At 27.5% G+C, this 14,078-nt stretch carries 19 protein-coding genes; 13 read left to right on the top strand and 6 right to left on the bottom strand.

Features of this window, described 5'->3' with window-relative positions; all coding sequences use genetic code 11:
* The first annotated feature begins 243 nt into the window (after window positions 1–243).
* From tsaA to lnsA, 3 genes are all read left to right on the top strand, one after another.
* Window positions 244–501 (top strand): type II toxin-antitoxin system antitoxin TsaA, encoded by a 258-nt coding sequence (gene tsaA / locus GVY01_RS12590; RefSeq protein ID WP_072291797.1) that lies wholly within the window; start codon window positions 244–246, stop codon window positions 499–501.
* Between the two features lie 18 nt (window positions 502–519).
* Entirely contained in the window at window positions 520–705 is a 186-nt protein-coding gene (gene tsaT / locus GVY01_RS02090) for a type II toxin-antitoxin system toxin TsaT (protein WP_029055618.1), read from the top strand.
* 96 nt (window positions 706–801) lie between these two features.
* Window positions 802–1,383, top strand: coding sequence for a lipoprotein N-acylation protein LnsA (gene lnsA, locus GVY01_RS02085; RefSeq protein WP_017637825.1), 582 nt, complete (start codon window positions 802–804; stop codon window positions 1,381–1,383).
* A 59-nt stretch (window positions 1,384–1,442) separates the two neighbouring features.
* Here the strand turns inward: lnsA and GVY01_RS02080 are convergent, their stop codons facing one another.
* Entirely contained in the window at window positions 1,443–1,676 is a 234-nt protein-coding gene (locus tag GVY01_RS02080; protein WP_017637826.1) for a hypothetical protein, read from the bottom strand.
* Window positions 1,677–1,910: 234 nt separating this feature from the next.
* On the opposite strand from GVY01_RS02080, the gene GVY01_RS02075 reads away from it, so the two are divergent.
* The 5 genes from GVY01_RS02075 to GVY01_RS02055 all read left to right on the top strand — a co-directional run bounded on the left by GVY01_RS02075 (window position 1,911) and on the right by GVY01_RS02055 (window position 4,497).
* Entirely contained in the window at window positions 1,911–2,660 is a 750-nt protein-coding gene (locus GVY01_RS02075; RefSeq protein ID WP_017637827.1) for a poly-gamma-glutamate hydrolase family protein, read from the top strand.
* Window positions 2,661–2,748: 88 nt separating this feature from the next.
* Entirely contained in the window at window positions 2,749–3,033 is a 285-nt protein-coding gene (locus GVY01_RS02070; protein WP_017637828.1) for a hypothetical protein, read from the top strand.
* Window positions 3,034–3,109: 76 nt separating this feature from the next.
* Complete coding sequence (locus GVY01_RS02065; protein ID WP_017637829.1) at window positions 3,110–3,325, top strand: hypothetical protein; 216 nt, start codon at window positions 3,110–3,112, stop codon at window positions 3,323–3,325.
* A gap of 483 nt (window positions 3,326–3,808) precedes the next feature.
* Window positions 3,809–4,042: a hypothetical protein gene (locus GVY01_RS02060; RefSeq protein ID WP_017637830.1), complete on the top strand. Its 234-nt coding sequence runs from the start codon at window positions 3,809–3,811 to the stop codon at window positions 4,040–4,042.
* Between the two features lie 221 nt (window positions 4,043–4,263).
* Window positions 4,264–4,497, top strand: coding sequence for a hypothetical protein (locus GVY01_RS02055; protein ID WP_017637831.1), 234 nt, complete (start codon window positions 4,264–4,266; stop codon window positions 4,495–4,497).
* 218 nt (window positions 4,498–4,715) lie between these two features.
* Here the strand turns inward: GVY01_RS02055 and GVY01_RS02050 are convergent, their stop codons facing one another.
* The 4 genes from GVY01_RS02050 to GVY01_RS02035 form a co-directional block, all read right to left on the bottom strand.
* Complete coding sequence (locus GVY01_RS02050) at window positions 4,716–4,916, bottom strand: cold-shock protein (protein WP_002450876.1); 201 nt, start codon at window positions 4,914–4,916, stop codon at window positions 4,716–4,718.
* 271 nt (window positions 4,917–5,187) lie between these two features.
* Window positions 5,188–5,940, bottom strand: a complete 753-nt coding sequence (locus tag GVY01_RS02045; RefSeq protein ID WP_017637832.1) for an amidohydrolase family protein — start codon at window positions 5,938–5,940, stop codon at window positions 5,188–5,190.
* A gap of 118 nt (window positions 5,941–6,058) precedes the next feature.
* Entirely contained in the window at window positions 6,059–7,423 is a 1,365-nt protein-coding gene (locus GVY01_RS02040; protein ID WP_017637833.1) for an MFS transporter, read from the bottom strand.
* Between the two features lie 20 nt (window positions 7,424–7,443).
* The gene (locus tag GVY01_RS02035; RefSeq protein ID WP_017637834.1) at window positions 7,444–8,001 is read right to left on the bottom strand and encodes a cysteine hydrolase family protein; all 558 of its coding nucleotides are present in this window, start codon (window positions 7,999–8,001) and stop codon (window positions 7,444–7,446) included.
* Window positions 8,002–8,327: 326 nt separating this feature from the next.
* Here GVY01_RS02035 and GVY01_RS02030 point away from each other — a divergent pair, with 326 nt between their 5' ends.
* The 4 genes from GVY01_RS02030 (at window position 8,328) to GVY01_RS02015 (ending at window position 11,590) form a co-directional block, all read left to right on the top strand.
* Window positions 8,328–9,368 carry a DUF4352 domain-containing protein gene (locus tag GVY01_RS02030; protein WP_017637835.1) on the top strand — a complete coding sequence of 347 codons (1,041 nt, stop codon included), beginning with the start codon at window positions 8,328–8,330 and terminating at the stop codon, window positions 9,366–9,368.
* Window positions 9,369–9,414: 46 nt separating this feature from the next.
* Window positions 9,415–10,020, top strand: coding sequence for a hypothetical protein (locus GVY01_RS02025; protein WP_017637836.1), 606 nt, complete (start codon window positions 9,415–9,417; stop codon window positions 10,018–10,020).
* Window positions 10,021–10,329: 309 nt separating this feature from the next.
* On the top strand, window positions 10,330–10,785 hold the full coding sequence (locus tag GVY01_RS02020) for a DUF6978 family protein (RefSeq protein ID WP_119477672.1): 456 nt from the start codon (window positions 10,330–10,332) through the stop codon (window positions 10,783–10,785).
* A 13-nt stretch (window positions 10,786–10,798) separates the two neighbouring features.
* The gene (locus tag GVY01_RS02015; RefSeq protein WP_108168424.1) at window positions 10,799–11,590 is read left to right on the top strand and encodes a DUF1828 domain-containing protein; all 792 of its coding nucleotides are present in this window, start codon (window positions 10,799–10,801) and stop codon (window positions 11,588–11,590) included.
* Window positions 11,591–11,631: 41 nt separating this feature from the next.
* Here the strand turns inward: GVY01_RS02015 and GVY01_RS02010 are convergent, their stop codons facing one another.
* On the bottom strand, window positions 11,632–12,861 hold the full coding sequence (locus tag GVY01_RS02010) for a Fic family protein (RefSeq protein ID WP_108017275.1): 1,230 nt from the start codon (window positions 12,859–12,861) through the stop codon (window positions 11,632–11,634).
* A gap of 350 nt (window positions 12,862–13,211) precedes the next feature.
* Here GVY01_RS02010 and GVY01_RS02005 point away from each other — a divergent pair, with 350 nt between their 5' ends.
* Complete coding sequence (locus GVY01_RS02005) at window positions 13,212–14,051, top strand: DegV family protein (RefSeq protein ID WP_017637626.1); 840 nt, start codon at window positions 13,212–13,214, stop codon at window positions 14,049–14,051.
* The last annotated feature ends 27 nt before the right edge of the window (window positions 14,052–14,078 follow it).

The raw sequence follows: 14,078 nt of genomic DNA, 5'->3' as shown, positions 1-14,078 counted from the left end.
AAACTCGAGATTGTAAATGTGCAAAGTGTAAATTTTGCACATTTTTATTGTATTTTTTTAAATTTATTCACAATTTTATTTACTTATTCAAAAAAATGGGATGTTCGCTTAAAATGTCGTTTCTTTTTATTCACAATTTATAGCTATATACTTCTATTTAATTATTTACCAAGTGATAATAAATGATATGATATACATAAGGATTTTTTTACTAAAGAAGCATTTTCCAGAGGTGAATCACCTATGAAATTATATTTTCTACACGTAATTAATATTTTATTAACGATATTGTTTGTAATTTTTAATATCGTCATTACAAATAACACCAACCTAGATGACACCTTATGGTTAGTGCCCGGATTAATAGTATGTGGTTTGATTATTATTATAAGCTTATTTATAGCTATTTCTAATAAGGATTTATTAAGTGAAATTCTCTTTTTTATTAATATCATTCTTACCCTATATTACATTTATCCAATTTTTTACGATTTTCTTTAAAAGATGGGAGGTTAAAAAATGAGCTTACATTTCACTATTCTTTTTTGGTTATCAATTATATTTTTAATTGCAGGTACAATCGTTCTTGTTACTATGCTTAAAACTAAAAAAGAATCTAAAAAAGAATCTTATCTTGGCTTCACAATTGTATTCTTTATATTTGGTTTAGCCATGTTAATTTATACATTAATATTCGGTTTGTAACACATCACAAATACGTTCAGTTGCTTTAGTAGCTGAACGTTTTATTTTAATACTTATATTTATGCTTCTTACATTATTTAAAGGAGTTTTTGATAATTGCGTAAAATTTTATTATACATATTAATAACTATTATGTTCTTTATGATAAGTACTTGTATATTCCCTCCCAACCATTTAAACGCAGAGTCACAGGAACATACATATTCAGCATCTAATAAAGATTTCCAATTACAACCTGGAGATATCATTATTACGAAAGGACCAGTTTTATATGGTTTTTTTGGTCATTCTAGTATTGCCATTGATCATAATACTGTTTTACAAATTGAAGGACCTGGTGATAAACCAATCACAGAATCATTTGAATCATTCAAATCACGATTTGGAGAAGGCCAAGATGACTGGATTAAAATTTATCGCTGCGTAAAACCAGGAGCTGGTAAAAAGGCCGCACAGTGGACAAAAGAAAACTATGAAAATACAGACAATAGATATTTAGTGACTTTAAACTTAAAAAGTAAACGATTTACATACTGTACTAAAATTATCTACCAAGCATATAAGGAAGGCGTAAGCAAAAATGCTGTAAGCGACCATGGATTATATATTATTTCACCTTATGCATTGAAAGATAATTTCACAAATGAATACCGTTTAAAACTTGTCAAAATTTATTAAACGCCCTACTTCATATAAGTCATATTTAATATGAATAGTAAGGCGTTTTTTAAATTTAATTATACTTCTTTAAAATAATTGATGTACTGATCGTTCTTATCTAATAGATCAAGGTAACTAATCGCATTAAACGGAATGATTCTTGTGCTATTTTTCATAGGATAAATAATAACTTCGTGTTCATAATCAACATGGATATCACTTTCTAAAATAATACGTTTATTCCCAAAAATTACCCCTACTGCTTTAAAACCATCGTCATTTAAATATTTTCTTAATAATTCTTTATCCATATCATCACATCCCTTTAATTACATTTTACCAAAGTAATATTAAGGAATTGTTAATTTGTAATATTTAAAGTGATTTTCTACTTTTTATTTATACTCATCTTTTCAATCTAACCAAAACTTTTCATTTATTACTTATAATATTTTAAATTAATATACTAAATAAAAGGGAAATGCTTGTTGATAGTATTAATAAATTGATATGATTTATAGATAAAAAAACTTTTAGGAGAATATATGAAAAAGCATACAAGTCTGTATACAAAATTATATTATTTTTCAATTCTATTAATTGTTATCGCCATCATCATTGTGGCTTTAATTTTTTATAATACAAGAAAAAATATGAATCATTCAAATGACCGATATAATAATTTTCAAGAACTTAAAACAAATACTAAAGAAAATAAAGATTGGCGTGTTATTACAAAAAATCGTAATCACCATGATATTTTAGTAACAGCAATTCATGGCGGAGGTATTGAACCTGGCACGACTGAACTTGCTCGCCGTATTTCAAATATTGGAGAATATGATTTTTACACTTTTGAAGGTTTACGCTCCAAAAACAATGATCAACTTCACATTACATCTACCAATTACGATGAACCAAAGTTACGTAATATGCTTAAAACAACGAAAAAAACTATTTCAATTCATGGTTTTTCAGGTGATGATCCTATTGTCTTTGTCGGAGGTAAAGATAAAAAAATGTCAAAATCAATTGCTAAATCGCTACGTCGAAAAGGCTTTTCCGTTAAAGAAAGCCCAACAGAAATTGATGCTAAATCATCAAAAAACTTTGTTAATGATAACGAAAGCGACTCAGGGGTACAGTTGGAACTAACTACGCGATTGAGAAAACAATTTTTTAAAGGACGCCAATTTAATCAAAAAATCCGCTCAAATCCAGATAATTATACGAAAACATTCTATAAATTTGCTAAAGCTGTACAAGAAGGTGTAAAAAATACTCAAAAGTCATAGTTTTGTCAGTAATTACTCTAATAAATTGTTTTGCAATTTAAAAATAAAGGGTAATACATATGTAATGTGAATTAGGGAGGAAAGTAAGATGGACGAATTAACTAAAGAACAAAAATATACCGTTGCTAAATTTTACAAATTATATATGGAAAGTTCTAATGAAGGTCAATCAGAACAAGAAGCGAATGATTTCAAAGATTCTGTTACTACACAAGATGACTATTTTTGTGATCGTGAGTACGATGACTTTTTAGAAAATTTGAAAGTACTGATTAATAATGATTATATTAACGGTGATATTGAAGATGACAAAGTTAATCATATTAAATTAACTACTAAAGCATTTACAGAAATTGAAAAAAGCTTTGGTTAGAAATGATGAGCAATACCTTAAAACATTCCCCTTATATAGGCATGAATGTATTTAGCGCTTGGGAGGATTATTAATTATGGAAGATTGGAAAATCAATAATCATTCAAATCGTCACTTTGCTATACAACGTAATGCTAATGAAATTTCAATAGTTGAACCACAAAACAATGGAAGTTTTAAAATACTAGCTGAACTAGACATTCAAAATAATAATTCAGAAGTATTCGATGATGATTTATATATTTCTTTTGATGCAAATAATAAAGAATTAAATATCTTTGATAGATTATAACTTTTCAAAACCTTATGCTACTAGAGGGTGTCATTTAAAATACTTGATATAGCGAATTATAAAGTATTTCAGCATTAAATGTTTTAAACTATTATATTTTTCATAACCAAAATTCTTGTTTATTTATTTTTCTTTCAACTATAAAAATAATTTAACTTAAACTTTAATTTTCATTTGCTAATTATCAATATAATAAAGTGGTAAAAAACTTAACTTTGTGGTACTCTAAATTTGTTAAACTTTGTGAGTGTTTAACATTACTTCTTGTTAGCGTCAGCTTAACTTTAATTTTCGTCATTATTAAAGTTAATGTTGGCGCTTTTTTAATATCCCCCTCTTTTTACTTTTAACTACTTTTCTTTTTAAATTACTTTTACTTATTAATATTAATAAAAATATTCACAATTTTTAAAAAGAAATAGATGTAAAATAACATTTATATGTAGTAAACTTAAGATAATGACATATCTTAGGAGAGATAGAATGAAAAAAGTATTTTGGTTGATCTTATCTAGCTTTTTAGTTTTAGGTGCTTGTAGTCATAGTAGTGACGATTCAAAACAAAATGACAGTAAATCAACGCAAAAAGATTCTAAGAGTAATGACAATAAAACTGTCAAAAAAGTAAAAAATAGTGCTAAAAAGAAAGACAATCCTAAGTCACAAGATGACAAAGGAAATAAAGAACGTGTTGACGGCGACAAAGCCAATAAGTAATAAATAATGATTAACAGCTTAGATGTATCTTACATTTAAGCTGTTTTTTCAAACAGTTAAGCAATATTCAACAAAATTTCGCTCAATTATATTAAACTCTATTTAATATCAAATTTGCAAACTGATAGATAGACAATTGATATTTTGCGTTAACCATGTTGCAACATCTTATTGATAACATTTTTATTTATATACATATCAAATGAAAGGATGTGTGAAACATGAAAAACACAAAATTTAATGAAAAAGAATTAGAAACAATCAAACAATTTTATAATTCAAGAAGACGTTCTGTTTGTTGTTCAAACCCAAAACTAACATTCTTAGAAGATATCGTTCATATTCCAACAGCTGGAAATGAAACAAACGATCTTGAAGGTTTTGCTACTGTTTGTGAGAACTGTGGTCAAACTAAAGTGTTTAATTTAAATGTAATGCAAAACGCAAAATTTTAGTATCAATGTCTATTAGACAGTATTAATTTTTGATAGATTTATGTTTTATATACTATATATTATATTGATATTGCACTTACGGATTCATATTGAATCTGTAAGTGCTTTTTTTATGTATAAAATATTTAGAAATCTGTTTCTTATCTATCTCATTTATCAAAATAAACTAAATTTAAGCATAAAAAAAAGCAACCATTAAGGTTGCTTTGAAAATGTTATTACATTTTTACGACATTAGCTGCTTGTTCTCCACGATCGCCTTCAACGATGTCGAATTCAACTTTTTGTCCTTCTTCTAATGATTTGTATCCTTCTTCAGCGATTGCTGAGAAATGTACGAATACGTCGCTTCCATCTTCTCTTTCGATGAAACCAAAACCTTTTTCTGAATTAAACCATTTAACTGTACCGTTATTCATATCGAATACCTCCGCGTGCTTTTGCACATAATATTTGTAACAAATCCATAAATCAAAGGGAGAATATTCTTAATAATAACTCGCAATTAACTTCACGTACTTGATTACTTAAATACTACTATACGCTATATTTGAGAAAAGTAAACCCTTTTAGCCAAATTCTTTCAAATTTATTATAATTAACAAAATAAAATTTTCAACTTTTATTGAAATCACCTTTAAAATATCTATTAAATGTAATTATCATAAAAATATACATTATAAATATAGATTAATTGTCTTGAATCCTATACCAATTCATAGCATTTTTATAAAATATCTTTTCACATTCTGTCTCATCAAAATGTTGTTCTATTATTTTAATATCGTCTTTAGTAAATCTTTGAGGCGCTCTTGTAGATGGTAAGTCAGTACCAAACATCAAAGCATTAGGATTTAGTTGATATATTTCTTTCAATGTTTTTGCAATATCTAAATTGCCTCTACTAAACCCTGTAGCTTTAACTCGAACATTTCTATCTACTAATTCTAATAAATCAGATAATCCTTCTTGCGATAAACCTAAATGATCAATAGATACTGCAGGTAATTTTTTAATTGTAGTTGAGATTTCAGGTAAATTTTTCGAATCTATATATAATTCAGTATGCCATCCAACTACTTCATATACTCTTTTAGCCAAATATTCTAGTTTAGATAAATCTTCAGAACCACCACGTTTTACATTGAACCTTAAACCTCTGACGCCACAGTTATTCAACATTATTAATTCATCATCTTTTACAGTATAAGGAAGTTGTGTAACACCTACAAACTTACCATCTAATTTGTCTAGAGCATCAATTAAATAGTTTTGATCATATCCTTGAAATGACCCAGACACAATCGCACCACCTAATATATCTAATTCTTTTACATCTTTTTGATAATCCTCAATACCGTATGATGGTGGTAAGTAACCATTATTTTCTTTTATTTCAAAATCATAGTTGATAATATGCAAATGCGAATCGAACATTTTCATATCAATGTCCCCTTTGTTTAATGATTATCCTTATAAATATTTTCAAATTCATTTTAACTTTTTCTAATGTTAATACCAATATGCAAGAGATATAATTGTTTTTTAGCATAACTATTGGTTACTTTTCTGATAAATTTTTACCACCTGTCATTGTTAGCAATAAAATAACAATAGCTATAATTGTTGCTGCAAAACCAAGTTCATGCACTGCTGTAGTTAAATCAGAACCTTTAAATAATATTCCAATCAGTGTTGAAGAAACAATTGCACCTAAATATCCTGCAGTTCTTAATAAACCAGAAGACATTCCTATCATTGATTTTGGAGTTTGATGATATAGCGCATTTTGATTTGCAAGATTCAATAATCCTTGTGGCAATCCAAATATGGCTGATAAGAAAATTAAATAAAAAATTGATGTATCACTTGAAATCATTTGAAATCCTATCATTGTGATTAAGGCACCAATTGTTCCAATATATAACTTAGTTCTTATATTTAATCGTGGTCCCATTAACTGCGCAGAAAAGATACCCACAATAAACTGTGGTAACATTATCATTCCTGCATGCATGGGTGATAAACCTTTCACCTCTTCTAACCACTGCACATAACCATATAGCACACTGTAAGAAATGAGCATTGATAAAAAAGTACGTAGATACGTATTATTCATCGATATATTATGACTCAAAATTTTCAAATCTATAAATGGTTTAGCAGATTTTAATTCGTATAAAATAAATACGATTAAACTTATAAACCCAATTAAAAATAAATACCAATATGATGGCTTGGCTTCCATAAAGAAAATCATCCAAGAACTTAAACTTATCGAGAATAATATAATTCCTACAAAATCAACTCGTTGTTTTAATAACTGTAATTTATCTTTAGTGGCTGTCTTAGGAAAATATAAATAACCAAAAGTAAATGCCAAGATAGACATTGGTAAATTAACTATAAAAATGGATTGCCACCCACCACTAGCGACTAAAATCCCTCCTAAAGTCGGCCCAATAACTGCAATAACTTGATTGCTAATAGATAGAATTGTCAATATTTTACTCGGACTATCTTCACCTGTACGTTCAGCTTCATAATTAATTAAAAACATTGCTGAAGGGTATCCGGCACATGTTCCAATACCTATTAAAAACCTGGCTAAAATTAATCCATAAAACGATGGTGTCACTAACGCAATCATACTAGCTAATCCAACTAAACTCGTGGCAAATAAAAATAAACCTCTTGGACCAAAAATATCAATTAACTTTCCTATTACCGGTTGTCCAATACTTGTAGCCAAATATAAAGACGACACAAGCCAAGCAGTTTGATAAAAAGGCACACCAAATGCCTGAGCAATTGGGATAAGCGCTACAGCCAACATTGAAGAATTAATTGGATTTAAAATCGAACCTAAAATCATAGGTGTATATAATTTTTTATTAAAAGTATTGCTAATAGCTTTTTTCGACATAAATGTCACCCTTGACTATTCTATTGTTTTTGCCAGTCTGCAACTGTTAATACATCTCCATATCTAGTTAAAATATGATTTGTTAAAAATTCGTGCGTCTCAGAGGATCTATCAGCCATTGCATCTTGTAAAAATGTTAATTTAAAATCTTTATCAAAAGCTTCTACTCCTGTTGATAGGACAACGCCACTTGTGGCTATCCCCGTTAAAACTAAGTGATCAATTTGTAAACTTCTTAACAATACTTCTAAATTACTCCCAGTAAATGCGCTAATTCGTTGTTTAGTAACTAATAAGTCATCATCATCCATATGAAGCTCATCTATAATTTGAGTCGATTTATCCTTAACTGTCATTGGTTGTCCACTTTCTTTGATTCTACTAAACATCTTGTTATTAGATGAAATTTCCATAAAATTTTTCGAAAAAGCAACTCTTACAAAGATAATGGGTAGTTCCATTTGTCTAGCTGTAGTAATTGCTTCATTTGTTTTATCAATTAAATCTTTTGTATCAGATAATGAGCTAATAATCCCATTTTGCATATCCATTACTAATAACGCTTTATTATCATTCATATTTATACCTACTTCCAATTTAGTTTTTTACATTCAAAAATCGTACCACATCAAGGTTCTTATTCATAATGATTGGTTTATCAATACTTCATTGGATAAAGTTTACAATTTTTATTTAATAATCTTTAACTGCAAGAATAAAGTTAAAATCATGCTAAACTATATTTTATTTTGAATTTTTAGTTGTATGACAATTTGTTTTGAAAATAACTTTTATAAATTTCATTTTAATTATCATTATTGATAACATAATATGATTACTCATTAGCCTGGCACCACAGTATTATTAATATATATGTAAATTACATTTAAAGGAGATATGTTTAATGGAAGAAAACTTTAATGAGGAACAACAAAGGAAACAATGGGAGCAATTTCAAGAATTTCAAAGACAACAAGCCAAACAAGAACAAGCAAAATCTAATCAATCTAATACTAAGAAATGGTGGCTTTGGGGCTGTAGCGGCTGTTTAGTGTTTTTTATCTTATTTATTATTGGCATTATAGCCCTATCCATGATTTTTAATGGTGGTATCAAAGATAATTTCAAAAGTTATTCTAATGGTACTAAAAACTATAAAATCGGAGATACGATCAAAAATGGAGATTTAGAAGTAAAAGTTAAATCTGTTGAAAATACAACATCAGTTGGCCCGTCTATCGCACCTACAAATGCTAAAGACACTTATGTCGTAGCAGACGTTTCTGTAAAAAATAAAGGCAACAAATCATTAACTATCGACACCCAAATGTTTAAACTTAAATCTGGTAATAAATCATTTGATGCCGATGCTACTGGATCTCTATCTGCTAACCAAAGTGATGATGGCAGTGTTACAAACTCATTCTTTTTAGAACAAATTAATCCCGATAGTACTGCAGAAGGAAAAATTGTATTCGATGTTTCTGAAAAAGTAGCAAATACTAAAGATAAAAAATTAGAAATTACATCAAGCTTGTTTAGCGTAAAAAGTATTACTGTAGATTTATCTGATGCTAAAACTTCTAATAAAGATGATGACGAATCAGATAGTGATGATAGTGAATCCTCTACTGACACAAGTTCAAGTGGTTCAACAACACCATCTAATAATGAAAGTACATCTTCTTCAAGTTCAAATGCATCAAATAATTCGAGCCATAGTACTAATAGTAATGGTAATAGTAGTTCAAGTAACAATTCTAGCAATGATTCACAAGCTGAAAAAGCAGACAAATCACCAACTACTACACCAAAAGAAAGTGAACCACAAGAAACGAAGCCAGAAGTAACTAACAATGATAATGCCGCTAAACCAGCTGAAAGTACATCATCAAGTAGCACATCTTCAAATTCATCAAGTGATAGCAGTAATGCAGAAAAATAGAAATTAGATATATATATAATTAATAATTATACGGGAGTTTATACAAATGAAAATCAAATTATTAGGAACAATTTTATTATCTTCTGCTCTAATATTAACAGCGTGTGGGCAAAATGATGATAATTCTAAAAAGACAGACGATAAAAAGTCAGAAAGTAAATCTGACAAAAAATCCAATGATTCTAAAAAAGATAAAAAATCAGAAGATAAGAAGAAAAAAGAAAAAGAAAATAACAAACAATCTAACGAAGATAATCAACAAACTGCACAAAATAATGGACAAAATACTAATACACAACAAAGTACAGAACAACAAAATCAGCAGAATATAAATAATCAAAAACAAGAAAAGCCTGGAACTGATGCTGGTTTGATTAACCCTAAAGATGTTAGTGACGAATCTCAATCTAATGATGATCAATCAACAACAAAAGATGTTAATTCAGAAATTAATGCTGCACAAACGGAAGATGAATACTATAATGCATTACGCAAAAAATATCATGGCGGTCTTTCATCAGCCGAATTACAAACTAAAACTGCAATCGAAAAAGGGTATTACGATGGCAATAATGCGGATCAAGTTTATCAAAAGATTCAAAATGAAGAACAAAAAATCCAAAACGGCGAGTATGACCAATATAAAAATTAATTAAGTATTATTTCTTAACAACAACTGCATTATTATTTTAATTGCTACTAAATCTATTTTGTTTTCATTTTAGATTTAGTAGTTTTTTTATCCACTTAAGATCCTAACCCTCCCTCTAAATGCACTTTATTTATATTATAACTAGATTTTTCCGCCATACATTTCGAGATTTATAGTTAAAAAAATAATTTTAATTCACCATTCTAAAAGTGTAACTTATACATAAAAAATGTATAATATAATTTATACCTCTTTTATCAATAGCAATAATTTATAGAAGAAATAAATTTTATAATAAGGAGAACAATATTGAACAAATTTGATTTAAACGATTTGGATGACGGACAAGTTAAAGAACTAATAAATGAATTAAAATATACAGACTCTTATATAAATGAAAGTGAATTAAAGAAATTAATTGCTACAAAAATTAAACAAAGACAAAAAGTAATAAGTTTTAAATTAGGGGTAAAATACATTGTTATTATAAATAGAGGTAATGTAGAAATTGATAGGTTTTCTATTTCTATAATTTTTGAAGAAACCTACCATACTTTAGTTAGAATTGATATTAGAGGTGGCATTCATTTTAATCCAGATGGATCATCAGCTCCAAATAGCCATATTCATATTTATAATAATGCATATGAGAAAAAAGATAGATTTGCTTATGAAATCAATTTAAAAGATTTTCCAATTCTTAATGATATATACAGTGTTTATAAATCATTTTTAGCTTATAATAATATTAGTGAAACAAAATAAAGGAGGGATAAGTATGACTATATTAGACGCAGAGAAGTTAAAAAATGAATATTTAGATTGGTATAAACAAGAATTAACCTTTTCTAATCTCAGTAAGAATATAGTAAGAATAGACTTTCCCTTTAAAGATAGTTCGTTAGATAATTTAATTATATACGCATTATATAATCAAATTGATGACATTATTACTCTAACTGATGATGGATATACAATATTTGGTCTAGAAAATAATGGCATCTTTATAAATCAATCAAAAAAACGTAAGAATATGTTTGAAGAACACCTTGCTGCATATGGTATTAAATTCAATGATAAAACAGGTGAAATTTATATAAAAACTAATTTCGCAAATTTTAATAAATCCAAACATAATCTATTGCAATGTTTAATTTTCATCAATGATATGTATGTTCTTTCAAAACCAAAAGTCCAAAATATATTTTCTGATGATGTAGCTACCAAACTAGATGAACATAATATTTCATATGGTAGAGATTTACCTATTGTGGGTTCAAGCGGTGTAGTTCATAATTTTGATTTTTTTATTAGTGCTAAAAAAAATCAAAAAGAAAAGTTTATTAATGCCATATCAAACCCTAACAATGCGATGATTATAAAATCTAAATTAACAGATGTTATACAAGCTAAAAAAATTAAAAGACAGCGTCCTAATGAATTTATATTCATTTTAAATGATAGAAACAAAGAGATTAATATTCAAAATAAAACTTTTCTTCAAGAAAATGATATTAATACGATTGAATATAGTAACATAGAAAATCGAATAGAGTTACTAACTTCATAAAAATAAGGGTAGTTTAATACCCTTATTTTTAGTTAGATTAGTTATCCCCTCATCAAATCACCAATAAATTCATCTTTAATTTCATATACTGTTGGTCTTTGCTTAACTTTATGTAATTTATCTTCATGTTTCTTGATAATACTATCTAATTTCTTTCGTCCAAAAGGCAAGAATTCAACTAATTCTCGAAGACTAATTCTTGTATATTCATTACCAAATACTTTATCTTGGAGCAATATAAACAACACATTTTTTTCATGCTCTTTCAAGTTTAAATTCTCTAGTCTTCCATACAACGTTTCAATCATCGCAATATTTTCTTTAAATTGTTCAATTGCAGTTTCTTGACCCTCAATGATTAAATCCAACATGACATCTATAAAGTAAGTCATTTCCCCTTTATTAAGAAAATGAGAAGTACTAGCAAATGCTTTATCGTATTTATTTTTATTTCTATTCACAGCATAAGAAAAAGTTAATGCAGTAACATGTTCTAAATTATCTTTCAAAAGTTTTGCTATAATATAACGTCCTAATCTTGCATTACCATCATAAAAAGGATGTAAATACTCAAACATAAAATGACTAGCTAATATTTTCAGAAGTATTGGTGCTTCATAGTGACTAATAAAATTTAACATTTTATTTAAAAAATCAACAATTTCATATTCAGAATACTCATTTCTATGTACCCATTTTTCTTTAGAAGTATCACGAACGCCTACACCTTGTTTTCTAAACATTAAACCATCTGGTAAATCTTCATCTGCTATTTCGTTAGATAACAATAAATCATAAGCCTTTCTAAAATCAGATATTTCATTTAATGTAAAATCTTCATCACTAAGTAATAAACTATATTGATAAACTAATCCTCTAAATCTTTTATTACTTTTTAAGTTATTATTATTTAACGCATCTGCTAATTCTTTTTTAGTACTCCTTACATTTTCTTTTTCATTTGTACTTTGCATTTCGTTAATTAGTAACTTTTTTAGATATGATGTTGTAGCGACTATTGGTTGGCTGTTAATCAATTTATTAATTTCACTTGAATTGATCAATATTTTTTCCGCTTTAATAATTATGGTTTTAGTTGGACAAAAAAATAAAGGGAACATCATACTTTTAATTTGTATCTGCTTTCTAATTGGATTTATTTCAATATCTGTGACATAAGTCGTGAAATTATTTAATCGTTGTTGGTACTCTTTTTCAAAGTTTTGTTCATCACTCATGTGAAAAATTGTTTTTAACGTTTTATAAGCCATCTATAAAATCACCTCTTATTCTCCTTTTCTTCCATTTTGGCGTTTAAGCATATTTAATATGAATTATTATACTATAAAATTATTAAATTAAGGAATTAAAAATAGACCTAATATTTTAGTGTTAATGCTTCTTATTATTACATAATTCAAAATAACTAATGATACTATATCTTTGATGTGATGCAGAAATATTTTATTGAATGTATTAGTGATATAGTGATACAAATAATTTATAGTTTATTTTAAATAATGACCATTGCGTTTTGCTTAATTTAATTGACTATAATATAACTTTTAGGGTACATAGTATAATAATTAAATAAATTTTGCATTTTTAAGGGGGAGATCATTTGAATAAAATTGCATTTATTACTGATAGTTCATCTGGTATCGGTTTACATGAGTATTCAGATGTCTACGTAGTACCTATGGGAACAAGAATTAATAATAAAGATTATACAGATATGGTTGATATCAACTCACAAGAATTTTTTGAATTATTAAAGCAATATGAAAATGGAGCAACTACATTTCAACCTACACCACAATCATTTATAGATACTTATCAAAAAGTCATCGATGATGGTTATACTCACGTTATAGCTATTCATGCAACGAGTGCATTAACTGGAGCGTGTGAACAATCAAAATCTGTAAGTCGTGATTTTGATATTGAATCAACTATTATAGATTCTATGACTGGAGATTACCCGCTCCGAAGAATGGTTGAAGAAGGTATCAAAGCCAAAAATAATAATGAAAGTTATCAAGCCATTATTGATAAAGTGAACGATTTACAAAACGCTTCCACTTTAATTTTTTATCCTAAAAATTTAAATCAAGTTAAAAATAGTGGTCGTTTAAGTCGTTCAAAAGCACTTATTGCGGGAATTCTCAATATACAAATTATTATTGAATTTCAAAAAGGAAAAATTGTATTAGCCGATAAATTACGTACTAAAAAGAAAGCCTTTCATTATTTAATTAATAAGCTAAAAGATGAAATTACAAGAGATAATCCATCAAAAGTTGGTGTTTCATACACAGGAGAACATGAAACTGCTGATTCAATTATCAATTTTTTAAAAGAGAAATTTCCAAATAAAATTATAGAAAAAAATCCACTTATAAATGTTGGAGCAGTTCATACAGGATATGGCACAGTTGCAATAGGATGGATCAATGTATAATTTATTTTTAATGACACTCTAATAAAG

The organism is Staphylococcus sp. 8AQ (assembly GCF_902506595.1).
GTDB classification, from domain to species: Bacteria; Bacillota; Bacilli; order Staphylococcales; family Staphylococcaceae; genus Staphylococcus; species Staphylococcus pasteuri.
This window is presented reverse-complemented; position numbering and strand designations above follow the sequence as displayed.